At 53.4% G+C, this 23008-nt stretch carries 26 protein-coding genes and 1 riboswitch; of the genes, 11 read left to right on the top strand and 15 right to left on the bottom strand.

Annotation, left to right across the window (positions count from 1 at the left end; genetic code table 11):
* Nucleotides 1–4: 4 nt before the first annotated feature.
* Complete coding sequence (locus tag WG929_RS11670) at nt 5–493, bottom strand: TRAP transporter small permease (protein WP_369856064.1); 489 nt, start codon at nt 491–493, stop codon at nt 5–7.
* A gap of 24 nt (nt 494–517) precedes the next feature.
* On the bottom strand, nt 518–1552 hold the full coding sequence (locus tag WG929_RS11665; protein ID WP_416206144.1) for a TRAP transporter substrate-binding protein: 1035 nt from the start codon (nt 1550–1552) through the stop codon (nt 518–520).
* A gap of 193 nt (nt 1553–1745) precedes the next feature.
* On the opposite strand from WG929_RS11665, the gene WG929_RS11660 reads away from it, so the two are divergent.
* Together WG929_RS11660 and WG929_RS11655 are read left to right on the top strand one after the other, a co-directional pair.
* A complete protein-coding gene (locus WG929_RS11660) occupies nt 1746–2513 on the top strand; it encodes an IclR family transcriptional regulator (protein WP_416206143.1) in 768 nt (255 codons plus the stop codon).
* 227 nt (nt 2514–2740) lie between these two features.
* Entirely contained in the window at nt 2741–3406 is a 666-nt protein-coding gene (locus WG929_RS11655) for a YiaD family glycine zipper/OmpA-like lipoprotein (protein WP_369856061.1), read from the top strand.
* A gap of 728 nt (nt 3407–4134) precedes the next feature.
* Here WG929_RS11655 and WG929_RS11650 read toward each other — a convergent pair.
* The 9 genes from WG929_RS11650 to pyk all read right to left on the bottom strand — a co-directional run bounded on the left by WG929_RS11650 (nt 4135) and on the right by pyk (nt 10817).
* Complete coding sequence (locus WG929_RS11650; protein WP_369855978.1) at nt 4135–4947, bottom strand: DODA-type extradiol aromatic ring-opening family dioxygenase; 813 nt, start codon at nt 4945–4947, stop codon at nt 4135–4137.
* A gap of 75 nt (nt 4948–5022) precedes the next feature.
* Nucleotides 5023–5484 (bottom strand): methyltransferase family protein, encoded by a 462-nt coding sequence (locus WG929_RS11645; protein ID WP_369855977.1) that lies wholly within the window; start codon nt 5482–5484, stop codon nt 5023–5025.
* A 76-nt stretch (nt 5485–5560) separates the two neighbouring features.
* Nucleotides 5561–6058 (bottom strand): molybdopterin synthase catalytic subunit MoaE, encoded by a 498-nt coding sequence (gene moaE, locus WG929_RS11640; RefSeq protein WP_416206141.1) that lies wholly within the window; start codon nt 6056–6058, stop codon nt 5561–5563.
* Between the two features lie 2 nt (nt 6059–6060).
* Nucleotides 6061–6312 (bottom strand): molybdopterin converting factor subunit 1, encoded by a 252-nt coding sequence (gene moaD / locus WG929_RS11635; RefSeq protein WP_416206140.1) that lies wholly within the window; start codon nt 6310–6312, stop codon nt 6061–6063.
* Nucleotides 6309–6767 (bottom strand): cyclic pyranopterin monophosphate synthase MoaC, encoded by a 459-nt coding sequence (moaC, locus tag WG929_RS11630; RefSeq protein WP_369858087.1) that lies wholly within the window; start codon nt 6765–6767, stop codon nt 6309–6311. Before moaC ends, moaD begins: the two co-directional genes overlap by 4 nt.
* Nucleotides 6768–6911: 144 nt before the next feature.
* Entirely contained in the window at nt 6912–7457 is a 546-nt protein-coding gene (moaB, locus tag WG929_RS11625; protein WP_369855974.1) for a molybdenum cofactor biosynthesis protein B, read from the bottom strand.
* 5 nt (nt 7458–7462) lie between these two features.
* Entirely contained in the window at nt 7463–8080 is a 618-nt protein-coding gene (locus WG929_RS11620) for a molybdenum cofactor guanylyltransferase (protein ID WP_416206139.1), read from the bottom strand.
* A gap of 32 nt (nt 8081–8112) precedes the next feature.
* Nucleotides 8113–9102 (bottom strand): GTP 3',8-cyclase MoaA, encoded by a 990-nt coding sequence (gene moaA, locus WG929_RS11615; protein WP_369855972.1) that lies wholly within the window; start codon nt 9100–9102, stop codon nt 8113–8115.
* Nucleotides 9090–9262, bottom strand: a riboswitch (molybdenum cofactor riboswitch). It overlaps the preceding gene by 13 nt.
* 118 nt (nt 9263–9380) lie before the next feature.
* Nucleotides 9381–10817, bottom strand: coding sequence for a pyruvate kinase (gene pyk, locus WG929_RS11610; RefSeq protein WP_416206138.1), 1437 nt, complete (start codon nt 10815–10817; stop codon nt 9381–9383).
* A gap of 513 nt (nt 10818–11330) precedes the next feature.
* On the opposite strand from pyk, the gene WG929_RS11605 reads away from it, so the two are divergent.
* The 5 genes from WG929_RS11605 to WG929_RS11585 all read left to right on the top strand — a co-directional run bounded on the left by WG929_RS11605 (nt 11331) and on the right by WG929_RS11585 (nt 15645).
* On the top strand, nt 11331–12689 hold the full coding sequence (locus WG929_RS11605) for an ammonium transporter (protein WP_369855970.1): 1359 nt from the start codon (nt 11331–11333) through the stop codon (nt 12687–12689).
* 76 nt (nt 12690–12765) lie between these two features.
* Nucleotides 12766–12936 carry a hypothetical protein gene (locus WG929_RS11600; RefSeq protein ID WP_369855969.1) on the top strand — a complete coding sequence of 57 codons (171 nt, stop codon included), beginning with the start codon at nt 12766–12768 and terminating at the stop codon, nt 12934–12936.
* Nucleotides 12937–13175: 239 nt separating this feature from the next.
* Nucleotides 13176–14567: an ethanolamine ammonia-lyase subunit EutB gene (locus WG929_RS11595; protein WP_369855968.1), complete on the top strand. Its 1392-nt coding sequence runs from the start codon at nt 13176–13178 to the stop codon at nt 14565–14567.
* Nucleotide 14568: 1 nt separating this feature from the next.
* Entirely contained in the window at nt 14569–15396 is an 828-nt protein-coding gene (eutC, locus tag WG929_RS11590; RefSeq protein ID WP_369855967.1) for an ethanolamine ammonia-lyase subunit EutC, read from the top strand.
* Nucleotides 15397–15441: 45 nt separating this feature from the next.
* Nucleotides 15442–15645: a hypothetical protein gene (locus WG929_RS11585; RefSeq protein WP_369855966.1), complete on the top strand. Its 204-nt coding sequence runs from the start codon at nt 15442–15444 to the stop codon at nt 15643–15645.
* Here the strand turns inward: WG929_RS11585 and WG929_RS11580 are convergent.
* On the bottom strand, nt 15615–15869 hold the full coding sequence (locus WG929_RS11580) for an accessory factor UbiK family protein (protein ID WP_369855965.1): 255 nt from the start codon (nt 15867–15869) through the stop codon (nt 15615–15617). The two genes, WG929_RS11585 and WG929_RS11580, sit on opposite strands and share 31 nt — an antisense overlap.
* A 309-nt stretch (nt 15870–16178) precedes the next feature.
* On the opposite strand from WG929_RS11580, the gene WG929_RS11575 reads away from it, so the two are divergent.
* The 3 genes from WG929_RS11575 to WG929_RS11565 all read left to right on the top strand — a co-directional run bounded on the left by WG929_RS11575 (nt 16179) and on the right by WG929_RS11565 (nt 18577).
* On the top strand, nt 16179–16847 hold the full coding sequence (locus WG929_RS11575; RefSeq protein ID WP_416206137.1) for a TorF family putative porin: 669 nt from the start codon (nt 16179–16181) through the stop codon (nt 16845–16847).
* A gap of 68 nt (nt 16848–16915) precedes the next feature.
* Nucleotides 16916–17254: a P-II family nitrogen regulator gene (gene glnK, locus WG929_RS11570; protein WP_369855963.1), complete on the top strand. Its 339-nt coding sequence runs from the start codon at nt 16916–16918 to the stop codon at nt 17252–17254.
* 54 nt (nt 17255–17308) lie between these two features.
* Nucleotides 17309–18577, top strand: a complete 1269-nt coding sequence (locus tag WG929_RS11565; RefSeq protein ID WP_369855962.1) for an ammonium transporter — start codon at nt 17309–17311, stop codon at nt 18575–18577.
* A 401-nt stretch (nt 18578–18978) separates the two neighbouring features.
* On the opposite strand, the gene WG929_RS11560 is transcribed toward WG929_RS11565, so the two are convergent.
* Both WG929_RS11560 and WG929_RS11555 read right to left on the bottom strand, forming a co-directional pair.
* Nucleotides 18979–19170, bottom strand: a complete 192-nt coding sequence (locus WG929_RS11560) for a PA3496 family putative envelope integrity protein (protein WP_416206136.1) — start codon at nt 19168–19170, stop codon at nt 18979–18981.
* Between the two features lie 112 nt (nt 19171–19282).
* Nucleotides 19283–20170: a MurR/RpiR family transcriptional regulator gene (locus WG929_RS11555; protein WP_369855960.1), complete on the bottom strand. Its 888-nt coding sequence runs from the start codon at nt 20168–20170 to the stop codon at nt 19283–19285.
* 147 nt (nt 20171–20317) lie between these two features.
* Here WG929_RS11555 and uvrD point away from each other — a divergent pair, with 147 nt between their 5' ends.
* Nucleotides 20318–22498, top strand: a complete 2181-nt coding sequence (gene uvrD, locus WG929_RS11550; protein ID WP_416206135.1) for a DNA helicase II — start codon at nt 20318–20320, stop codon at nt 22496–22498.
* Between the two features lie 98 nt (nt 22499–22596).
* Here the strand turns inward: uvrD and WG929_RS11545 are convergent, their stop codons facing one another.
* Nucleotides 22597–22998 carry an acyl-CoA thioesterase gene (locus WG929_RS11545; protein ID WP_416206134.1) on the bottom strand — a complete coding sequence of 134 codons (402 nt, stop codon included), beginning with the start codon at nt 22996–22998 and terminating at the stop codon, nt 22597–22599.
* Between the last annotated feature and the right edge of the window lie 10 nt (nt 22999–23008).

Below are 23008 nucleotides of genomic sequence, written 5' to 3'. Positions count from 1 at the left end.
CCGGTTAGTCGTGATGGGAAACAGGGCGTTGCGGGCGCAGCGCGAGCCAGAGTCCGGTAAGCACAATGGCACCGCAACATACCGCCAGGGCGCCATAAAACAGGTACAGCGGAATGCCCAAATCCTGGGAGCGATCGCCGCGATCGATCATTTCCTCCATGGTGCCGAAAAACAGCCAGCCAACAACGGCGGCGAAAGCCGCCAGTAGCAGGTGCCAGACACGCTCAAGTCCGCGTTTGACGCAGTCGGGAAATTTGTCGATCAACAGCTCGACGCTCACCAGTCCGTGAGTCGCTGCACGCGGCAGCGAGGCAAATACCATCATGAGCAGGGAGTAACTGGCCAGCTCGACCGAGCCGGGTATGACCCATTGCAGTTCACCACCACTGAGATCGAACACCAGCCGTCCAAGGACACTGGCAACTACCACAAACAGCATGCACACCAGGGCGACGAAGGCCACTTTGTCGAAAAATCGGATCACTGCTTCCACGTTATTTCTCCCTGCTCAACGGCTTTAATTCAGCTCGGTTTCACACTCGCCGATATAGCCTTTCACACTATGGTAGGTCGTCGTACCGGGCAGGCCTTCACTGTCCAGCTTGGCGATGTACTTCTTCGTGACGCCATCGGCAATGGTTTGCCACTGGGCGCGTTCTTCGGCAGAGAGTTCGTTAATAGTGCCGCCTTCTTCCTTGATCTTGGCGAGACCAACAATATCTGCATCGTCATAACCCTGACCGGCGTTAACTGCCCAGTCCATGCCGGAATTGTTGTCGATCACTTTCTTCAGGTCGGCGGGCAGTTTGTCGTAAGCGCGTTTGTTCATGGTGGTGACAAAGGCCAGAGAGTAGAAACCGAAGTCGAGGTGTTGCTTGGAAACTTCATACGCCCGAAAGCTGTTGACCGCAGACCAGGGCAACATGTAGCCGTCGATTACGCCACGCTGCATGCTCTGATAAATCGAGGGTGCCGGCATACCGACCGGCTCGGCACCCAGCTCGGAAATCAGCTCGCCAATCAGATCGGTTGGGCGGCGAATTTTCAGGCCCTTCAGATCCTCCAGTGAGGTCACAACCTGATCTTTGGTGTGCAGGTGGCCGGGGCTGTGGGTGTGGACGTACAACACCTTGGTTTCTTCGTATTCCTTGTCGAGTACGCCACTGTCATACAGTTTTTGGAAAGCACAGGAACCAACCGCCCCGGTTTTGAACAGGCCCGGCAATTCCATAATCTGGCTGAGCGGGAAGCGACCGGCGGTATAGCCCTGAACTGTCCAGGCAATATCGGCAATGCCATTTTTGGCGTTGTCATATCCGGCAGGGGCCTTGCCGAGCGTTTGTGCCGGGAATACCGTGACCTGAATACGGCCAGCGGATTGTTCTTCGACGGCTTTTTTCCAGGAGTCGAACATGCGTTCGCTTTGCCAACTGTTTTTCGGCATGAAATGGGCAAAACGCAGATTGGCTTCGGCAGCCAAGGTTGAGGCGGAACTGATCACCAGCAGGCTGGACAGGGCAAATCTCGACAGATTTTTTTTCACGGCTTTCATCAATGGCTCCACGGCGGCTTATAAGATTTGATCGATAATCGAACCTATGTTTGAATATCGATCAAATCTTATAGGTCTTGGTCTTGAGCCAAGTCAAATTCTTTCCAAATGATCGAATTACAAAGAAAACAAATCAGCAACGCTCGGAAGCCAGCAGCGTGAGTGAGGGATAGCCTGGGACGGGTGACTCAATATGTTTGAAAACTACAATGAAAAAGACATCTCGATGACCTTTGTGAAAGGTCTGGAAGTCCTGGCTGCGTTTAATGGCCGCGATCGCGCAATGACCATTCCCGACATTGCGACCAAGACCGGGCTCAACCGAACGGTGGCGCGCAGGCTGGTACTGACACTGCAATACTTGGGTTATCTGGAGTGCAATAACCGGGTGTACAAGTTGACGCCCAAAATTCTGGGATTGGCTGGCGAATTTCTGCAAGGCCGGGACATTGGCAAGCATGTCACGCCGATTTTACGATCGTACTCGCAGACGCTGGGCGACAGTATTTCATTCGCCATGCTGGACGGGGTTGAAGCCATCTATGTCGCCCATTCTCCGGGGGATCCGGGCATGATTACCCAGGGCTTTACCGTCGGCTATCGGCTGCCATTACACGCGACCGGTATTGGTCGTGTGCTGGTGGCGTTTTCGCCCGTCGACAGACAAGATCAGCTGTTGCAGCAGGCTCCGCGTACGGCCTATACGGAAGCCACCAGAACCCGTGTCGATGACCTGCGTGCCGATCTGAAAAAGACCCGTATGAACGGTTATGCGCTGGTGAGCAATGAATTTGAGCAGGGCGTCACATCGCTGGCAGTACCTGTGATGCGCTCGGGTCAGGTGCTGGTCGGGGCACTGGGGATTGTTGGCCCAACCCCCCGTTTTGAAGATACCAATGCCCTCTTCGAGCGGGTGCTGATGCTGCGTGAATGCGCCGAGTCGATCGCCGTGTTTGCCTGAGTACAGCCGCTGATTGGTATGCTGAAATCACAATAATCCAGCAGGCCCTGTGGTGAGCATCAGCCGTCTGGCGTTGATGACTCAGCCTGGAGGATGGCTTTGCCAGGCGAACGGCGTATTGCTTACCGAAGTGCCTGCTGAAAATGTGATAAAAAGCAGCACAAAGCCGTACTATGGCGGCTTGTTTTGGTTTTTTAATGCTAATGTTTTCAGGAGCTAGAGTTAGTATGAAAAGGATTGCTGCAGTTGTTTCAATAATGATGTTGACCAGCGGTTGTACCACGTTTGATGCCTACACTGGCGAAGAAAAAACATCCAAAACCGCGATAGGAGCGGGTATTGGTGCCAGTGTTGGCGCTGTGGTTGCGTACGCGACCAACAAAGATGAAAAAAGCGGCACCCGTAATCGCCGTATTCTGGCTGCTGCTGCTGGTGGCGGTCTGGTCGGTGGCAGTATCGGGTATTACATGGATGCTCAAGAAGCGAAATTGCGTAAGCAATTGCGGGGGTCGGGTGTCAGTGTTGAGCGGGTTGGCGACAACATTAACTTGATTATGCCGGGCAATATCACTTTCTCCTCTGGCCGTGCGGCGATAGCATCCGACTTTTACGATGTGCTGAATTCTGTGGTGGTGGTGCTGAAAGAATATGATTCAACGTTGGTTGTGGTGTCTGGCCATACTGACAGTGATGGCTCCGAAGGCTTTAATCAGGCCTTATCGGAACAGCGTGCCAGGTCGGTCTCCAATTACCTGCAATCTCAGGGGATTAACTCCGTGCGTCTGGATGCGGTCGGCTTTGGCGAGAGTCAGCCGGTTGCGACAAACAGCACGGCGGCAGGCAAAGAGTTGAACCGTCGTGTCGAGATCACACTGCTGCCAATCACAAAATAGTGGTATCTGGCGGTATGTGATGACTGCCGTGACTGGCTGTGACGTACCAAAAAGCCGCCTGATTCAGGCGGCTTTTTTTATATTCCAGGGGCTGTTTGGGAACTAATAAGGAAATGTGACGATGCCGTTTTTCACTCAATCACCCATGCAATAATGTTTAGGGAACATCTATTTAATCCGGTGCTTAATGACTCTGGCGTGACCCTGACAGTGAGTCAGACTCCAATGATGTGAAACTTTTTTCAGGATGGCGGAATATTCGGTGATGACCTGCTCGTTCGTTTGGAAAGCAGTGACGGCGATCAGCAGGAAATATATCGAGTAAATGTCGAAGATGGTTCTTTTACCCGGGCTGTCTGGTGATATGAAGGCAGGTGGCAAAGCAAGCCTCTCTCCCTCTCCGGTCGTAAGGTTGCCTATCTGGCAGATCAAGATCGTTATAATAGCGATCTGTTCAGATTCAACAGGAGTTTGTTTGCATCAGAGAAAATTGAGATTCCTGACTGCGCTTCCGGAAAGTACAACGCAATATACTGATTGTGTGCTGGTCGTCGGGAGCAGCCAAGACGTTTGTCTCCGGATGTTCGATTACCGCTAACATGGACTTTCCGTGTCCCTTAACAACCGTTCGCCCTCAATGATTACCACGGCCTGTCAGGAGGAAGAATTTCGCCAGGCAAGGCATTCGCCGTCACGATAGATCGTGGTGTTCCGGAGAGAAGTGTGGATTATTGGCTGTATTCGATACCGGATACCCAGGCACCGCCAAACAGGCCGTTAAATACAATACGGCCAGGATCCTGTCCCGCCGCTCCGGCAATCACCATCATTGGTATCAGGTGTTCTTCACGCGGATGAACCAGACGTGCGTTGGGTGCCGAGACCCAGTCTGACAGTTTGCGCTCTCGTTCCTCAGGGGTTTTCAGCGCGATTTCTTGCAGCCATTCGTCAAACGGTTTGGACAGTTGTTTGCAGGCCGGTGTGCGCAGCTGACGCAGATTGTGGAACGACATGCCGCTGCCAATGATCAGAATCCCTTCCTCTCGTAAGGGCTGCAACGCCTGGCCAATTTGAATGTGCTGGGCCGGGTTCATGCTACGCAGCATCGACATTTGCAGCACTGGAATGTCCGCATCTGGAAACATCACTTTCAGTGGTACAAAAGTACCGTGATCATAACCGCGCTGGTCGTCGGCATCGGTGGCAAAGCCCGCTTTATGGAGCAATTCGGCAACCCGTGGGGCGAGCTGTGGATAACCGGGGGCTGGCCACTGGATGTCGTAGGATTCGGGTGGAAAATTGTAATAGTCATACAGCATGGGGGGATGAGGTGACGTTCCCAAGGTGATAACCGGTGCTTCCCAGTGTGCAGAAATGACCAGCAAGGCTTTGGGCCGTTGGGGCAGGGTATCGGGGTAGCGCCGCAGAAACTGGCTCAGGGCGCGCATTTCATCGTCGCCGAATCGCCCGTGCAGATCCACAAATGGCCATGGGCCTCCGCCATGGGGAATAAAAACCGTGGGCATTTTGACCGGCGACATACTGAGCTCCAGCGAATAATTCTGAGGAAAAGCGGGTAGTGCGAAAGCAGTGGCCCGAAAGTCCTGTCAGTTTACTCATAGCCAGCGTGGGACAGAATCCCGATAGCTGGTGAACTCTGTTCCAAAACGCTCTGCCAGTCGCTGTTCTTCCGGTTCGATCTGGAAGCGATTGAGGTAATAAACAAATATCGGCAGCAGCAGCAGCGGCAGTACGTGGGTGAGGTAAATCGCCCAGCCTGCGAGGTTGAGCAGCAGACCAACGTACATGGGGTTACGGGTATGGCGGTAAATGCCGGTTTTGACCAGACGGGAAGTTTTTTCCGGCGTCATCGGGTTGATAGTGGTGCGGCGGCGGATAAAACTGGTCAGTGCCATCAGATCCAACCCCAGCCCGGCAGTCACACAGCATCCCACCAGAATTTTGTCCATCAGGCCAAGCTGGGCCAGAGTGGGCAGGTTCGGGGAAATCAGCCACATAAGCAGTCCGATGAGCATGGCCACCAGTGGCGGGGGAATCAGTAATTCCAGTCGTTTCAAGCGTTGTCGTCCTTTTGGTCAGGGCAAGGGTGCGTCAGGCTGACCGCAATGTATTGTGACGAATTAACGTGACGGGTTATGGTAACGAATCCGGCATCTCAAGGTCATTCCACTTCTGTAGGGCTTGCGTGTCGCTGTGGCGGGCTTCGACCCAGCGTTCCGATACGTCTGCTCCGCTTGCGGCGGTGAGGGTTTCCTTTTTCCAGAAGGGAGCCTGGCTTTTGAGAAAATCCATAATAAAAGCGGCAGCATCAAAGGCGTTTTGACGATGCGGACTGGAGACGCCGACAAAAACGATCTGGTCTTCGATATCCAGCGCGCCAATCCGGTGAATCAGTCGCACACGCCCCAATGACCAACGCGCTCGGGCAGCGCTGACGATGTCGGACAAGGCGCGTTCAGTCATGCCGGGATAGTGCTCCAGAAACAGGCGGGATATGGAATCGTGCTGATTCAGCTCGCGTACCCGGCCAACAAAAAAGACCACGGCACCGTCGTTGCGATTAGTCTGGCAGAGCTGCTGGTATTCTTCGGCAACGGTAAAGTCGTCAGTTTGTACCTTGATCACGTCCATGCTCAACCTCCCGTCATGGGTGGAAACAGCGCCACTTCGTCACCGTTGTGAATAACGGCGGTTTCATCATTGATTAAGGACTGATTGATGGCGACCAGGGCCTGTCCGGCTGCCAGAGAGTCTGCGTGCTCGGCAAACTGTTGTTGCAACGCCTGTCGCAGGTCCTGCACGGTGGCAGGCGTTGACAGCGTCAGGTTGACGACCGGTGCGCCGAGCTGATCGCGCAAGCGGGCGAATAACAACACTTGAATCATGATGCCTCCGGCGCTGCGGTAGTGTCGGCTTGCCAGTGGCCGGTTTTACCGCCAAGTTTTTCCAGCACCCGGATACCGCCAAGTGTCATGCCTGGGTCGACGGCCTTACACATATCAAACAGCGTCAGGGCTGCTACCGTCACGGCGGTCAGGGCTTCCATTTCCACACCGGTTTGGCCGCTGAGTTTGCAGTAGCTGGTGATACGAATCCGGGTATGATCGGGCTGTGGTTCAAATTCAACGGCGACCTTGCTCAGCATTAAGGGGTGGCAAAGGGGAATCAGCTGGCTGGTTTGTTTGGCTGCCTGGATCCCGGCGATACGGGCAACGGCGAACACGTCGCCCTTGTGGTGGTCTCCTGCCAGGATCTTGGCCAGGGTGGCCGGCAACATGTTGACGAAACCCTCGGCGCGGGCTTCACGGGTGGTCGGCAGTTTGTTGCTGACATCGACCATATTGGCTTCGCCGCGCGCGTTAACGTGGGAAAACTCTTCCGAGTGTTCCGACGGGTCAGATATTGTTTCAGACGTAGTTCCAGAGGTAGTTCCAGACATAGTCCCAGGCGTAGCGTTAGACATGGAGTGATGGCCTCAAACGTATCAGCCGCGACTATCGCACAGCTGATTGGCGGTATTTTTCAGCCGCAGTACAAAATTGCAGGGCTTGAAGCGGCTGTCCAACTGGCTGGCAATGATCTCGTCCCAGGCAGTACGGCAGGCGTTGGTGGAACCGGGCATACAGAAAATCAGTGTACCGTTGGCCAGTCCGGCAACGGCACGGCTCTGGATCGTGGAGGTGCCGATTTGCTGGTAGGAAATATGCCGGAACAATTCCCCAAAGCCGTCGATGGTCTGGTCAAACAACGGGATCATGGCGTCTGGTGTGGTGTCGCGCTCGGTGAAGCCGGTGCCGCCAGTTATCAGCACCACCTGGGTCGTGGTATCCGCAATCCAGCCTGAGACGGTGGCTCGTAGCTGGTACTTGTCGTCGATAACAATACGCTTGTCCGCCAGCTGGTGGCCAGCTTCGGTCAGTTGGCTGACCAGCAGTTGGCCGCTGGTGTCGTTCTCTTCTGTGCGGCTGTCGGAAACCGTCAGTACGGCAATATTCAGTGCTATAAATTGATCAGTAAAGGTCTTGGACATAAGGGTTACTCGCGTTCGATAACAGGGTGGTTGGCACTGGATTGCTGGCTGGCGAGCCATTCTTCATGGGTATTGGTATTGGTCAGTGCTGTGGAATTGGCGGGCTGGAGCGATAAGGCCTGGCAATAGCTCAGTAGTCCTCGAATGGATTTATCGGCGGTTGCCAGTGTCAGTTGATCTTCCAGATACTGCCGGATTCGGGTTGATAACGGCAGGTAGAGCGGCAGATATTCCTGCAGGAAGTAGACGGCGCGATCGTCGGCGTCGCCAATATTCAGCAGGTAGCGCAGGGTGGCCAGATCCATCAGTGGCAAGTCGACCGGCATGACCAGTAAGGCCTCTGCTTGCGGGCAGGCTTTGGCAATGCTGAAAATGCCCGCCAGCGGGCCATCGTGATACTCGTCATTGATGTCGCTAATGACCAAATGCTGCAGGTCAGCGGGTGTTTGCAGGGTGATATGGCGGCTGATAAACAGCTGCTCCAGCCCGAGTTGCTGCATCAGGGCAACCTGGTGGTGTAGCAAACTGGTGTGGCCCCTGGCGGGTAGCATCGCCTTGTCTTGTCCCATTCGACGGGAGGCGCCTCCTGCCAGAATCACCCCGGTTGTTACTCTCGCTGTCATATCGCCTCCGCAGTCGGGGGTTTACCCCGGTGTTAGCCACCCAGCATGGCAAAATGGCGGGTCGCGCCGGTATTGCCACTTTGCAGGTAATGGGTTTCGTGTTTCAGCCCTAACAACTGTTCCAGTTCGGCCACCAGTTGCGCTGGTGCGATGCCGGGCTGCAGTAACGGTCGTACGTCATAACCTTGTTCGCCAAACAGGCAGAGATGCAATTTCCCCAGTGACGATATGCGCAGGCGATTACAGCTGGCACAGAAGTCTTTGCTGTAGGGCATGATCAGCCCCAGTTTGCCACGATAAGCGGAGTGGGTGAATTCCAGTGCCGGGCCGTCATGCTGGGCGCGTGTTTTGGCCTGCCAGCCTGAAGCCTGCAGCTGTTGTCGAATGGCTTCGCCGCTGACATGGTGCTCGGCGAAAAATACCGGATTGTTACCGGTTTCCATTAATTCGATAAACCGCAGGGTTACTGGCGTGTCTTTGATCCAGTCGAGGAACTGTTGCAAGCGTTCGGTATTGAATCCACGCAACAGCACGGCATTGATCTTGACGTCCAGCCCCAGGGTCAGAGCGCGCTCAAGACCCGCCAGAATTCGATCGAGATGGTGGTAGCCGGTAATGGCACCAAACTGCTCCGGGTCGAGGCTGTCGATGCTGAGGTTCAGCCGTTGCAGTCCGGCACGGTGCCAGTCATCAATCTGATCTGCCAGCCGGTAGCCATTGGTGGTGAGTGCGACCTGCTCGATGCCAGGAGTGCGGGCAGTGAGGTCAATGATCTCGGTGAGATCCTTGCGCACACTGGGTTCGCCACCGGTAATACGCACTTTGCGTGTTCCCAGTTGGGCAAATGTTTGCAGCAGTGGGGCGATTTCTGCCAGCGTCAGCGGTTCTGGCTGATCAGTTTTCTGATAGCCATCGGGTAAACAGTAGTGACAACGAAAATTGCACACATCGGTAACCGACAGGCGCAGATAGCTGAAACGGCGACCAAAGCGGTCGCTCAATCCGGGTTCATAGTGGGTCATATACACCTTTCCAAATACGGGAGGCCCGGTGGTTTCCCACAGAACCCTGGTGGCAGGGGCGTTATGCCCGCTGATCCTGTGGGATCAGTGCCACGGCTGAAGCGTCATGAGGTGTTATTCACAGCCTGTTAGAGACAGCAGCTCGGCGTTTGTAAGTTGTCAGTGTATGCGCTTTGACCGCAAATATGTAGCGACCAGAAATGGGGAGCTGGGTGTCTTGCAGGAGGGGGAGGTTGCCCGGCTGAGCAGCAAGAGTGCAGCGCCGGGCCAAACAAACGTCAGTCGACGCGGACAATCTTCATGGTATTGGTGCCACCCTGGGCGTTGAGGTAGTCGCCACGGGTGATCACAACGTAGTCGCCGCTGCTGACTTCGCCAGTTTCCTTGAGGATGGCGATGGCGGCCGGGTTAATGGCATCCGGTTCCAGTTGATCGGCATAAAAAGGCACGGTTTGCACGCCGCGATAGAGAGCAACGCGCGATTGGGTGTCTTCCCGACGGCAGAAGGCAAAGATCGGCAAGGCTGAACGCAAACGTGACATCAGCCGTGGTGTTGCACCGGTTTCGGTCAGGGAAATAATCGCCTTGACGCCGACCAGATGATTGGCGGCATACATGGCAGACAGGGCGATGGTTTCATCGATGTCGTGAAAGTCTTCGTAGAGCCGGTGCTTGGAGCGCTTGGCCAGTGGATGACGCTCGGCGCCCATGATGATGCGGGTCATGGCGGCAACCGCTTCAACCGGGTAATCACCAGCGGCGGTTTCGGCTGACAGCATAACGGCATCGGTATAGTCCAATACCGCGTTGGCGACGTCGGAGACTTCGGCACGAGTTGGCATCGGGCTGTCGATCATGGATTCCATCATCTGGGTCGCAGTGATGACCGGCTTGTTCAGCTGGCGCGAACGGGCAATGATTTTTTTCTGTACGCCTACCAGTTCGGCATCGCCGATTTCTACGGCGAGGTCTCCACGAGCGACCATTACGGCATCGGAAGCGCGGATAATGCCATCCAGTACGGCATCGTCGGCAACGCATTCGGCGCGTTCGATTTTGGATACCAGACCCGCATGGCCGCCAGCGGCAGTCAGCAGTTCGCGGGCTTCGATCATGTCATTTTCGTCACGCGGGAAGGAGACGGCGAGGTAATCGACCAGTAGCTCGGACGCCAGCTGGATGTCAACCTTGTCCTTGTCGGTCAGGGCTTTGGCGGACAGGCCACCACCCAGTCGGTTGATGCCCTTGTTGTTCGACAACCAGCCGCCAATACGAACGCGGGTATTCAGTTTGGTTGGAAAGGTTTCAGTCACTTCCAGTTCGACCCGACCGTCATCCAGCAGCAGGATGTCACCGACCTTGGCGTCTTCGATCAGTGCCTTGTAGTCGATACCGACCTGTTCTTTGTTGCCGGCATCGCGGTCGAGGGTCGCATCCAGTACGAATGGCTGGCCGATATCAAGGTGGACTTTTTGTTCAGCAAAGCGGGAAATGCGGATTTTCGGGCCTTGTAAATCCCCCAGAATCGCCACGTGACGACCCAGTTTTTTCGCCGCACGGCGCACCATGGCGGCACGGTCGCGGTGGTCATCGGCATCACCATGAGAAAAGTTGAGACGGAATACATCGGCGCCCGCTGCGATCAGCTGTTCGATTTTTTCATCTGTATTGGTGGCGGGGCCAAGGGTGGCCACAATTTTGGTGCGTCTTAGCATGAAGAATCTCCTGGGCGAACGGTGGGGTGCATGGTGTGATACCAAAGTATTATCTATCAAGAGTGGTGCGGAATCTTTACATGTATGTAACAACTGCAGTGATTTCAGCGTGTTTATACTGATTTTGCCCAGGGTTTGTTCGATTACCTGTGGCCGGTGCATTAAGAATGAATCGTTGCTCTTTTCTGGGGCGAATGTCGGTGTTTTTCGCACCTTTCTAGCGCGCAGCTGTTGTGGTTTGAACGCACGGAGGTTCTTGATACGGGTGTAGAATCGCATTACTAACGACAATGTGGACACTAAACGCAACCTTATACCTCTATCTACCCCTTCTGAAATGGACAAATTTGTCATTTTTCGAATATTGGAACCGGATGCTGGCTTGGCACCGGCCATGCAATATTCCCTCTGAGAATATTTTTGTCTGGTCAGTATTCCCGCACCCGGTGCGACTCTGACCAGTCTGAATTGGTTTGGCTAAAAAACTTACTCAATCAGAGAGGGGGAACTCCCATGACTCCAGAAGAATTGGAAGCCTTTAAAGCGGCTTTCGAAATGCACCAGGCAATGAATGTCGAGGTGTTTTATTGGTGGTGTACCGCCATCATGTTCATGATCCATGCAGGCTTCCTGGCGTATGAAATCGGTGCTTCGCGAGTAAAAAACGCGTTGGCATCCGGCATGAAAAACATTCTGACACTGGCGGTAGTGGTACCGACTTTCTATTTCTTCGGCTGGTGGATCTATAACGCTTTCCCTGGTGGTCTGATTCCTATTGATGCTTCGGGTGCGCTGCCATGGTCAACCAGTATGGGGCCTGATGTCACTGATATGGGCACCGGTATTTTCTGGGCTGCTTTTGCCATGTTTGGCGCAACGACTGGCTCGATTCTGTCGGGTGCAGTGATTGAGCGTATCCGCATGAGTGCTTACCTGATCCTGACCATTGTGGTTGGTTCGGGTGTCTGGATTCTGGCAGGTGCCTGGGGATGGCATCCAGATGGCTGGTTGCTGTTGGATCTCGGTTATCACGATGTCGGTGCTTCCGGTGTGGTTCACGCCGTCGCGGGTTTCTTTGCGCTCGGGGTGCTGATCAATCTGGGGCCGCGTATTGGCAAGTTCGTCAACGGCAAGGCAATGGCTATTGTGCCGCATAATCTGCCGATGGCACTGATTGGCCTGATGATGATTATTGTCGGTTTCTTCGGTTTCCTTGGTGGTTGCATCATCTTTAATGGCGGTGATACCGGTTGGACAACTATTTATGGTAACCCGACCAACTTGTCTGCGTTTGCGTTTAACACCTTGATGGGTTTCTCCGGTGGTGTGATTGGCGCTTATCTGGCTTCTCGTGAGCCATTCATGACCATGTCTGGTGGTCTGGCGGGCATTATTACTGTTGCTGCTGGTCTGGATGTTTATTACCCGGGTCTGACGTTCTTCCTGGCCGTTGTTGGTGGTATCACCATGCCAATGGTTGGCAAGTTTGTTGAAAAATGCGGCATTGATGACGCAGTAGGCGCAGTTGCCGTACACGGCTGGTGCGGTTTCCTGGGTGTGGTTCTGGTCGGCATCTTTGCCGCTGGTTACCCAAGTGTTCCAGAAGGTGCGCCAGATATTACTTTCTTCGGCCAGCTGCTGGGTGCTGTGATCATGTGTGTTACCGGCTTTATACCTGGCTATGCCATCTCACTGTTACTGAAGAAGATGGGCATGCTGCGAGTACCACCGAAAGTGGAAGCTGCAGGTCTGGATCTGGTGGAAATTCCCGCCATTCCTTACCCAGAGCGTGTTCCTTCTCGTGACATTGTTGAAGGCACGATTCCAGCGGATGCCGCCGGTCTGCCTGCCAATGGTGTATTGGGTAGCTGATCGACGTCTTGATTGTTTAACTCGCGGGGCATCTGCCCCGCCTGTCTTAACCCTGTAAATAAAGAGAGGAATGCATATGGATACTTCACCGATTGATAGCTGGGAAGGCGTAGGCGCTTATTTTACCTTTGCTGACCAACCTGGAATGGTGGCGTTTTTTTGTGGTCTGGCGGTCGTGACCTTTCTCGGGTTTATGTACGCACTGATCAAGCATGAGAACGACGCGTTCAACAAGCACGAAGGCTGATCCGGTCAGTCTTGATGGCAGAAGCGTCCGCAGCAGTCTGACCCCGCACGCCCGGCTTGTTCCGGGCGCTTCCTGTTTTATCTGGCAGACATTATGCACATGATCACTGTTATGCGAGTGCGCATGCGTGAGTATGTATGAATATGAAAGCGTAGTGGTTTGAACGAATGACAAGAACGAATGACAAGTAAGTGGCCGCGACCGCTGGTTAAACACACCTTCAGCAAAGACCCGTTGCTATGAGTTATCAGATATCGCTTGGCCAGCAGCACTGGCAATTTAATGACCTGAAAACCTTGTTGGCAAAGGCATCACCGCTGCGCTCGGGGGATTGCCTGGCGGGTGTAGCTGCACTCGACGAGCAGGAACGGGTTGCTGCCCAGATGGCGCTGGCCGATGTGCCGCTAAAAACCTTTCTGAATGAATTGCTGGTGCCTTATGAAGACGATGAGGTTTCCCGGCTGATTATTGACCGCCACGATGCGCTGGCATTTGCGCCGATATCCCATCTGACCGTTGGCGACTTTCGCAACTGGTTGCTGAGTGAGCAGGCGTCTACCGTTACCCTGGCACAAATCGCCCCTGGAGTGACCCCGGAAATGGCAGCCGCAGTCAGCAAGATTATGCGGTTGCAGGATCTGGTGCTGGTCGCCTCCAAATGCAAAGTCACCACACAATTTCGGAATACCATCGGTTTGCCGGGGCGCATGTCGACGCGATTGCAGCCTAATCACCCGACGGATGATCCGGCTGGCGTCGCCGCTTCGGTGCTGGATGGCTTGTTGTACGGCAGCGGCGATGCCGTGATTGGCATTAATCCGGCCAGCGATAATACCGAAGCGGTGATTACCCTAATGAAAATGCTGGACGATGTGATCCAGCATTACGATATACCAACCCAGAGCTGTGTCTTGACCCATGTGACCACGCACATCGAGGCGATGAATCGAGGTGCGCCGGTCGATCTGATTTTCCAGTCGATTGCTGGCACTCAGAAAGCCAACGACAGTTTTGGCATCAATCTGGCTTTGCTTCGGGAAGCCTATGATGCCGGCCAAACGCTGGCACGTGGCAGTGTCGGTCAGAATTGTATGTATTTTGAAACCGGGCAGGGCAGTGCCTTGTCGGCCAATGCGAATTTCGGGATGGATCAGCAAACCTGCGAAACCCGCGCCTATGCCGTTGCACGGGAGTTTAAACCGTTGCTGGTGAACACCGTGGTGGGCTTTATTGGTCCTGAATATTTGTACAACGGCAAGCAAATCATCCGCGCCGGTCTGGAAGACCATTTTTGCGGCAAATTGATGGGTGTGCCTATGGGCTGTGATATTTGTTACACCAATCATGCCGAGGCTGATCAGGATGATATGGATGTACTATTAACTCTGTTCGCGGCGGCGGGGGGGAGTTTTATTATGGGAATTCCAGGCTCTGACGACATCATGCTTAACTATCAGACGACGTCATTCCACGATGCCTTGTACGCACGTGAATTACTGGGTCTCAAACCAGCCCCGGAATTTGAAGCCTGGTTACAGCGCATTGGCATTTTTGATCAACAGAATCATCTGGCTTATGGCAATCAGAGTTTACCCGCTCCCTTTGAGCATGTGATGCGGGGAGGCCGATGATATGACCGACACCCTCCTGGTGGAAAACCCCTGGCAAGTCCTGCGCGAATATACCGATGCCCGTATTGGTCTTGGCCGTGCCGGTGTCAGCCTGCCGACGCGGGCGCATCTGGAATTCCAGCTGGCTCATGCCCGAGCCAGGGATGCCGTGCATTTGCCGCTGGATTTTGTGCAGCTGCAGCAGGATCTCGAACAGACGCTATTACAAGCCGGACTCAAGGGGCCTGTGCTGAAACTGGCCAGTCAGGCCAATGATCGACCTCAGTATTTGCAACGACCGGACTATGGTCGCCAACTGTCTGTTGCTAGTCGGGAGTGGCTGGCGCAATGGCTGACTGACAGCCAACCGGCGGCGTTTGATATTGCGATTGTTGTTGCAGATGGATTGTCTTCGCTGGCGGTACAACGACATGCCGCACCGCTGCTGGGCAGTTTGCTGGCTTCGCTGGCCGATACGCCGCTGCGGGTGGGGCCTGTGGTGATGGTTGAGCAGGGGCGGGTGGCAATTGGCGATCCTATCGGCGAGATCCTCAAGGCTCGTATGCTGGTGATGCTGATTGGTGAGCGCCCTGGATTAAGTTCGCCGGACTCGCTGGGCATCTACTTCACCTGGCAGCCTGCCAGTGGCAAGCACGACGCCAACCGTAATTGCATCTCCAATGTGCGTCACGAAGGTCTGCGTTATGAAGAAGCAACTCATAAACTGATGTACCTGCTGCTGGAAGCCGGTCGCCGTCAGCTGTCCGGGGTGGCATTAAAAGATGAATCCGATAACGGTCAGCAGCAGCTGAAGAACAAGCCCGGAAACTTGCTGCTGAATACACTCTAACTATTAATAATCACTACATTTACTGATACCAGCCGGAGAACCGCCATGAACAAATTGCAACTCGTCCTTAAACGCACGCTTTTTTATCCCAGTTTTCTGATGCTCTCGAGCGGCTTCTTTTTGCTCGAATTCCGCGGTTTGAGCGCTATTGCTACCGCAGCAGGGTTGGCATTGGCGCTGCATCTGGCCGTGAATGGCTACGATGTCTGGAAAGCGCGTCAGGTGGGGGTGTCGTCGGTAGACGGCTGATTTTCCAGCTGAGCCAGTCGGCTTTCCAGCTCGAGCAGCAGTGTGTGGGTTTTTTCCAATACGCGCTGCTGTGACTCGAATTCTTCCCGTGTCACCAGATTGGCACTACTGAACAGCAACTGCAGTCGGGATGCCATATTCTTGTGCATTTCTTCTGACAAGGATGCAAAGGGTGACTGTGCCAGTAACTGCTCGATTTTAAAGCGTATTTCGTTGGCGTTCATTTTTTATCTCCCGCTGTTTTGACGGCTGTTGCACGCTCAGAGAGCTGCTTGGCTAGCATGGCACTGTTGTGGCGCCAATGGTTACGAATATGCGCACCAGTATGGTGCTAAAAGAAATACAGTGCTCGATAAATGAGCAAGTGGATTCTCAAAACCCAGAAAATTATATCAGGAAACCCACTAATAACGGGGTTTTCAAAGTTGGCACGGTCACTGCTAACTCTCACTCACAGAATTAAAACGGTGCTCAAGGTCGCAATTCCGGATCCCAAAGCATCGAGTCTGATCAATGACTAGCTTCGCTAACCGATGAAGGAAAAAACGATGAAAAAATTGTCTCAAGCTATCGTTCTTGCTGGTGCCATGACTGCAGGTCTGACCGCTGTTCAAACTGCCCAGGCAGAAATTTCTGCTTCTGTCGACATTGCCAGTATGTACCTGTGGCGTGGTCAGGATCTGGGTCTGGATAAGGGCACGGCAGTTGTATCCGGCGCTTTGGACTACAGCCATGAATCTGGCCTGTACGCTGGCGTATGGACCTCTTCCGGTGATTCCTCTCTGGGTAATGAAACTGACTTCTATGCCGGTTTTGCTGGCGCAGTCGGTGACTTTGGCTATGACCTGGGTTATGTCACATACATTTATTCAGAAACTGCTGCTGACGAATTCGACGACGCTGCAGAATTTTACCTGGGTCTGTCTTACAGCATGGTTGGTATTACTTTCTACGTACCAAGCGATTCTGATGCAGATGGCCTGTACACCGTACTGGGTGTTGATATTCCTGATACCAGCTTCTCTGTTGCTCTGGGTAACTACAGCGATATCGATGATGAGTACACTCACCTTGACGTGTCTTACGCTTACAACGACAGTGTTGGATTCACTGTATCCAAGATTGTTGATGAAGCCAACGAAGACAGCTACGACAAGTCCATGCGTTACGTTGTGTCTTACAGCCTGCCTATCGAGATGTAAAAAGCATACAATGGCCTGTGCCCTCGCACAGGCCATTCCCATCCTTTAGCTTAAAATAGGAGTTTTCTATGAAACTCATTACTGCTGTTGTGAAGCCGTTCAAGCTGGACGACGTGCGTGAAGCACTGTCTGAAATCGGTGTTCAGGGTATCACTGTGACTGAGGTCAAAGGCTTTGGTCGTCAGAAAGGTCATACCGAGTTGTACCGTGGTGCCGAGTACGTGGTCGATTTCTTGCCTAAAGTCAAAATCGAAGTGGCTGTTGCCGAAGATCTGACAGACAAGGTTATTGAAGCTATCACCAAAGCTGCCAATACCGGCAAAATTGGCGACGGCAAGATTTTTGTTACAACTCTGGAGCAGGTTGTACGTATCCGTACCGGTGAAACCGGCGCTGACGCGCTCTGATCCTTTTCAGTTCTAACTAACAGATAAAATCTAGCCTGATGCGGGGGGCTTAGAATGGAAAACAATATTTACGAATTGCAATACGCCATGGACACCTTTTATTTCCTGGTATGTGGCGCGTTGGTTATGTGGATGGCTGCTGGTTTTGCCATGCTGGAAGCGGGCCTGGTTCGCGCCAAAAACACGACCGAAATTCTGACTAAAAACATCGCGCTGTATGCGATCGCTTGCACCATGTACTTGGTGTGTGGCTACGAGTTGATGTACGGCGGTGGTTTCTTTCTGGACGGTATTGCAGATGTGGATCCTGCTGCTGTGTTGGGTGACTTTGCGGCACGTGAAGACGGTTTCCAGGGTGGTTCAATCTACGCCGGTGCGTCTGACTTCTTCTTCCAGGTTGTCTTCGTAGCAACTGCCATGTCTATTGTGTCTGGTGCGGTTGCTGAGCGTATGAAGCTGGGTGCTTTCATGGTCTTTGCCGTTGTTATGACTGGTTTTATCTATCCAATGGAAGGCAGCTGGACTTGGGGTGGCAACTCCGTGTTCGGAATGTTCAGCCTGGGTGATGACTTCGGTTTCTCTGACTTTGCTGGTTCCGGTATTGTTCACATGGCGGGTGCTGCTGCTGCTCTGGCGGGTGTTATTCTGCTGGGTGCACGTAAAGGCAAGTACGGTCCAAATGGTGAAATCCGTGCAATCCCTGGTGCCAACCTGCCGCTGGCAACGCTGGGCTGTTTCATCCTGTGGATGGGCTGGTTCGGTTTCAACGGTGGTTCTGTACTGAAACTGGGCGATATTGCCAATGCCAACGCAGTTGCAGTTGTGTTCACTAACACTAACGCAGCGGCTGCTGGTGGTTTGATCGGTGCTCTGTTGCTGGCCTTCGTACTGTTCCGCAAGGCGGATCTGACCATGTGTCTGAATGGTGCACTGGCTGGTCTGGTGGCGATTACTGCTGAGCCTTCAACGCCGACTCCTTTTGTCGCGACCTTGATTGGCTTTGTGGGTGGCTTGATTGTTGTTGTCGCTATCCTGACTCTGGACAAAATGAAGATTGATGATCCCGTTGGTGCGATCTCTGTTCATGGTGTTGTGGGTCTGTTTGGTCTGATGGTTGTACCGGTTACTAATGACGGTGCTTCTTTTGGTGGCCAGCTGATGGGTGCAATCACTATCTTTGTATGGGTCTTTGTTGCTTCTTTCATCACTTGGATGATCATCAAGGCGGTGATGGGTCTGCGTGTGAGCGAAGAGGCCGAGTACGAAGGTGTTGATATTTCAGAATGTGGTATGGAAGCTTACCCAGAATTTACTGGCAAGTAAGTTCGTCTGATGCGGTAACGGACTCCCGCAAAAAACCCGGCCATTGTTGGCCGGGTTTTTTTATGTCTACTGTTTAGGGGACAATCTATTTAATCCTGCACGACTCTGCGCGAGTGTTGCCGGATGATTCCGACTCGGTGTCGCCGGTTTTTGACTTGACCCGTCAGGCCTGTAAACCGGCTTCGTGATTCGACCCCATCCGCTAGCCCAGAGTGAGCACCGGATTAAATAGATGTCCCCTTTAGTGCAGTACAAATACTTAAAGCGGCGCGGTCAATATCGATAGCGCCTTGGTCTGAGTGTCTGTGAGTGAAGAACCCCAGCCAGTGCTGCGAGGCTCTTGGATATTATTGCTAGTGGGGACGGCAGTCCGGCTGCAGGGCCGCCGGACAAAAAAAATATCAGAGGTCGATAAAATCGTAATAGCGATCATCAAGGTCTTGCTCCAGATGCTTGCGTTCGCTATACGCTTCAATCGCTCGGCGTGCGACTACTTTGGCGGGCATTTTGCTGGTTTTGTTGACCACTACATTACCTTGGGGGTCAAACGTCACAACCTGTTCATGAGTCTCAAACTTGATTGCAGCTTCCATCGTCACGCTCCTTGGGTTGGTTTGGCAGGGCTATGACTATTTTTGATTTCCCAGGTTGCAGTCGAATGACAGTAATGACCCGGATTGATGTATCTGCCAACCGGTTAGCTATTTAACCGATAATATTTTTCGGGTTGAAGGGTTCGTTACCCTGTTCCAGCCGCAATGACTTGATGCTGCGTTTGATATTGATGAGGTGGCGAGCAAACTCGGGGCCTCGGCGCTGTGTGACGGCGACAGCCAACATGTCGATCACCATCAGGTGGGCAATACGGGAGGTCATCGGAGTAAATTGTTCGGTGTCTTCTTCAATATTGATATGAATCGGGTAGTCGGCTTGCAAGCTGACCGCAGTATTGGCGGGCGCCAGGCTAACGACTTTGGCACCATGATGCTGGGCCAGGGCAATGGAATTGAGCAGATCCTTGGTGCGGCCACTTTGAGAGATGGCGACAGCGACGTCTTCAGGCCCCAGAGTCACTGCGGACATGGCTTGCATATGAGGGTCACTGTAAGCCGCTGTCGCAACTTGCAGCCGAAAAAACTTGTGTTGTGCATCAATAGCGACGGCCCCAGAGGCACCATAGCCATAAAATTCGACACGGGTGGCCATGCTGATGGCATTGGCAGCGACCCCTACCTGTTCTGATTTCAGCTGCGATTTGACTTGATGCAGTCGCTGGATGGTGGTGTCGGCAATCTTGCTGCAAATATTACTGATGCTGTCGTCTGTGGCGATGGCAAATTGACCAATGTTGTTGGTAATAGCCATTTCCTGGGCGACGCGAACCTTGAATTCCTGAAAACTGTTGCAGCCGATGCCACGGCAAAACCGGACGATGGTTGGTTCACTTACCTGGGCTTCCTGGGCGAGGTCGACGATGCGCATGTGCATCACTTGCTGTGGCGACCGCAACACGTATTCCGCCACTTTGATCTCGGATTTGCGCAAGTTGGGTATGGCTGCAGATATTTCGGCCAGAATCGGGCTGTTTCTCACAATAATGAGTCCGAATAATTGAAATTTGGTCACAGATTATAGAGTGCCTCTCCCTCATCGTCCTGTTAAATATCCTGCTGTACGGATAAACAGGGGATTTGTTGATCAGCACCTTCCGCAACGGGTGCAATCTGATAGACTCGCGGCATGGATACTTCACTGATAATAGATCAATTAAACGATGGCCAGCGTAATGCGGTGGCTGCGCAATCCCCCCATCAGCTGGTACTGGCAGGCGCAGGCTCGGGCAAAACCCGCGTGCTGGTACATCGCATTGCCTGGTTACTCAAGGTTGAAAATGTCTCGCCTTTTGCCTTGATGGCGGTGACCTTCACCAATAAAGCGGCAAAGGAAATGAAAGGCCGTCTGGAGCAGTTGCTGGATGTGCCGGTCAGCGGCATGTGGGTGGGTACGTTTCATGGCCTGGCTCATCGCTTGCTGAAACAGCATTGGCGTGAAGCCCGTTTGCCCCAATACTTCCAGATCCTGGACAGTGATGACCAGCTGCGGCTGATCAAGCGGTTGATGAAAGCGAACAATATCGATGATAGCCGCTATCCACCGCGACAGATGCAGTGGTTTATTAACGAACAAAAGGATGAAGGGCGGCGTGCCGCCCACGTCATTCCCTCCGCCGACCCTTTTACCCGTACCTTGCAGCAGTTTTACCAGGTCTATGAAGAAAACTGCCAGCAAAACGGTATGGTCGATTTTGGTGAAATCCTGCTGCGAGCTCATGAGCTCTGGTTGCATAACCCGGAGTTGCTGCAGCATTACCAGCAACGTTTCAGCCATATTCTGGTTGATGAGTTTCAGGATACCAACAACATTCAGTACGCCTGGATTCGTTTGCTGGCAGGCAATGCGGTGTCTGTGATGGCGGTAGGGGATGATGATCAGTCCATTTATGGCTGGCGAGGCGCTAACATCGGTAATATTCGCAATTTCCAGCAGGACTTTGCTGGAGCGGAAATGATCAAGCTGGAACAAAATTACCGCTCAACGGCGACGATTCTGGATGCCGCCAACGCCGTCATCAGTAACAACAGCGGACGGCTGGGGAAACAACTGCATACAACGGGTGAAAAGGGTGACCCTATCCGCTTGTACCGCGCCTTTAATGAGCAAGATGAAGCCCGTTACATCGCCGACCTGGTAGACAGCTGGGCCAAAAAAGGCCATGCCAGGGCCGACATGGCCATTCTCTATCGCTCCAATGCCCAGTCGCGCACTCTGGAAGAGGCCATGCTGCGGGCGGGTATTCCCTACCGCATCTATGGTGGCCAGCGTTTTTATGAACGACTGGAAATCAAGAATGCCATGGCGTATCTGCGACTGTTGTTAAATCGGCAGGACGATGCTGCGATGGAGCGGGTGATTAACGTACCGACCCGTGCGATTGGTGAAAAAACTCTGGATACCTTGCGTTCAATCGCCCGAGATCAGGGCTGCTCGTTATGGGATGCTTGTACCGAGGTGACTGCAACGGGGGGCTTGCCGAAACGGGCTGGTGCTGCCGTCACGGGTTTTATGACGCTGATTGACGAGATGTGTGTCGGGATTGATGACATAGAATTGCACGAGCTGGTGGATCAAGTGATTGCCCAGACGGGGCTGATAGAACATCACCGCAAGGAAAAGGGCGAAAAGGGCCAGGCTCGAGTGGAAAACCTGGAGGAGCTGGTGAATGCTGCCCGAGTTTTTGAAGGCAGTGGTGATGACGAAGAAGCCAGTCTGCTGGTGCAATTTCTCGATAGCGCTGCCCTGGATGCGGGTGAAGGTCAGGCCGATGAGCATGAAGATGCGGTGCAAATGATGACGCTGCATTCTGCCAAGGGGCTGGAGTTCCCCCAAGTGGTGCTTACCGGGCTGGAAGATGGCTTATTCCCGCACAAAATGTCGATGGATGATGCTGATGGCCTGGAAGAAGAGCGGCGTCTGGCCTATGTCGGAATAACACGTGCCATGGATCATCTGGTGATCACTTATGCTGAAAGCCGCCGCTTGCATGGTCAGGAGAATCTCAGCACGCCGTCGCGCTTTATTCGCGAAATCCCCGCCGAGCTGGTGGATGAAGTGCGCCTGAAAAATACCGTATCCCGTCCGTTGAGTTCGCGTCGTCCTCGCTCTGGCAACCATAAACTGGTAGCGGCGATATCGGCCGATTGGCCGTTTGGGCTGGGCAGCCGGGTATACCATGAAATGTTTGGTGAAGGGACGGTATTGCAGTTCGAAGGCCAGGGGTCAGGCTTGCGAGTGCAGGTGAATTTTGATGAGGCCGGTAGCAAGTGGCTGGTACTCAGCTTCGCCAAACTGAAACCGGTGTAAGTATATGGGGGTGACGGTAGAGATGCTGGCTGAGTGGCTTTCCACCCGCTTCTCCACATCTTGCCTGTCGAGCCTGTACTGGTGGTGCCCCAGGTGAGTTAGCGCGGCACTCGGCGAATCCGTCCGAAGTCATCAATCGCAACGTAGACGAAAACGGCATCGACCACTTTGCGGCGTTCGCTTTCGTTCGGGTTCTGGGTCCAGACTTCAATAGCGATACGAATTGACGATGAACCTATCTCCAGCATGCGGGTATAAAAACACACCGCTGCGCCTATGCGTATTGGCGACATGAATACCACGGATTCCAGAGCCACATTAGCGATGCGACCGTGTGCCAGCCGACTTGCCACCGTTTCGGCAGCATGATCCATTTGTGCCACTACCCAGCCACCACTGATGTCGCCGTGGGTGTTGGTATCTCCTCGCGATGGAATCAGACGGAGTGTCAACTCGCCATCGGGTTTGGGTTCGCAATCGTCCTTCGATCTGGCTTTCATAGGGATTCCT

It is taken from the genome of Oceanobacter antarcticus, from assembly GCF_044962685.1.
GTDB classification, from domain to species: domain Bacteria; phylum Pseudomonadota; class Gammaproteobacteria; order Pseudomonadales; family Oceanobacteraceae; genus Oceanobacter; species Oceanobacter antarcticus.
This window is presented reverse-complemented; position numbering and strand designations above follow the sequence as displayed.

Excerpts from the sequence above, each read along its gene's own strand:
- moaC (WP_369858087.1), bottom strand. The coding sequence starts at position 6,767 with ATGGTCGATGTCAGCAACAAACTGCCGACCACCCGTGAAGCCCGCGCC.
- WG929_RS11545 (WP_416206134.1), bottom strand. The coding sequence starts at position 22,998 with ATGAAAGCCAGATCGAAGGACGATTGCGAACCCAAACCCGATGGCGAG.
- moaE (WP_416206141.1), bottom strand. The coding sequence starts at position 6,058 with ATGGACGTGATCAAGGTACAAACTGACGACTTTACCGTTGCCGAAGAA.
- WG929_RS11565 (WP_369855962.1), top strand. The coding sequence starts at position 17,309 with ATGGAAAACAATATTTACGAATTGCAATACGCCATGGACACCTTTTAT.
- WG929_RS11585 (WP_369855966.1), top strand. The coding sequence starts at position 15,442 with ATGAACAAATTGCAACTCGTCCTTAAACGCACGCTTTTTTATCCCAGT.
- WG929_RS11575 (WP_416206137.1), top strand. The coding sequence starts at position 16,179 with ATGAAGGAAAAAACGATGAAAAAATTGTCTCAAGCTATCGTTCTTGCT.
- eutC (WP_369855967.1), top strand. The coding sequence starts at position 14,569 with ATGACCGACACCCTCCTGGTGGAAAACCCCTGGCAAGTCCTGCGCGAA.
- glnK (WP_369855963.1), top strand. The coding sequence starts at position 16,916 with ATGAAACTCATTACTGCTGTTGTGAAGCCGTTCAAGCTGGACGACGTG.
- moaA (WP_369855972.1), bottom strand. The coding sequence starts at position 9,102 with ATGACCCACTATGAACCCGGATTGAGCGACCGCTTTGGTCGCCGTTTC.
- WG929_RS11560 (WP_416206136.1), bottom strand. The coding sequence starts at position 19,170 with ATGGAAGCTGCAATCAAGTTTGAGACTCATGAACAGGTTGTGACGTTT.
- WG929_RS11620 (WP_416206139.1), bottom strand. The coding sequence starts at position 8,080 with ATGACAGCGAGAGTAACAACCGGGGTGATTCTGGCAGGAGGCGCCTCC.
- WG929_RS11655 (WP_369856061.1), top strand. The coding sequence starts at position 2,741 with ATGAAAAGGATTGCTGCAGTTGTTTCAATAATGATGTTGACCAGCGGT.
- WG929_RS11660 (WP_416206143.1), top strand. The coding sequence starts at position 1,746 with ATGTTTGAAAACTACAATGAAAAAGACATCTCGATGACCTTTGTGAAA.
- WG929_RS11600 (WP_369855969.1), top strand. The coding sequence starts at position 12,766 with ATGGATACTTCACCGATTGATAGCTGGGAAGGCGTAGGCGCTTATTTT.
- WG929_RS11580 (WP_369855965.1), bottom strand. The coding sequence starts at position 15,869 with ATGAACGCCAACGAAATACGCTTTAAAATCGAGCAGTTACTGGCACAG.
- pyk (WP_416206138.1), bottom strand. The coding sequence starts at position 10,817 with ATGCTAAGACGCACCAAAATTGTGGCCACCCTTGGCCCCGCCACCAAT.
- WG929_RS11595 (WP_369855968.1), top strand. The coding sequence starts at position 13,176 with ATGAGTTATCAGATATCGCTTGGCCAGCAGCACTGGCAATTTAATGAC.
- uvrD (WP_416206135.1), top strand. The coding sequence starts at position 20,318 with ATGGATACTTCACTGATAATAGATCAATTAAACGATGGCCAGCGTAAT.
- WG929_RS11650 (WP_369855978.1), bottom strand. The coding sequence starts at position 4,947 with ATGTCGCCGGTCAAAATGCCCACGGTTTTTATTCCCCATGGCGGAGGC.
- moaD (WP_416206140.1), bottom strand. The coding sequence starts at position 6,312 with ATGATTCAAGTGTTGTTATTCGCCCGCTTGCGCGATCAGCTCGGCGCA.
- WG929_RS11665 (WP_416206144.1), bottom strand. The coding sequence starts at position 1,552 with ATGAAAGCCGTGAAAAAAAATCTGTCGAGATTTGCCCTGTCCAGCCTG.
- WG929_RS11605 (WP_369855970.1), top strand. The coding sequence starts at position 11,331 with ATGACTCCAGAAGAATTGGAAGCCTTTAAAGCGGCTTTCGAAATGCAC.
- moaB (WP_369855974.1), bottom strand. The coding sequence starts at position 7,457 with ATGTCCAAGACCTTTACTGATCAATTTATAGCACTGAATATTGCCGTA.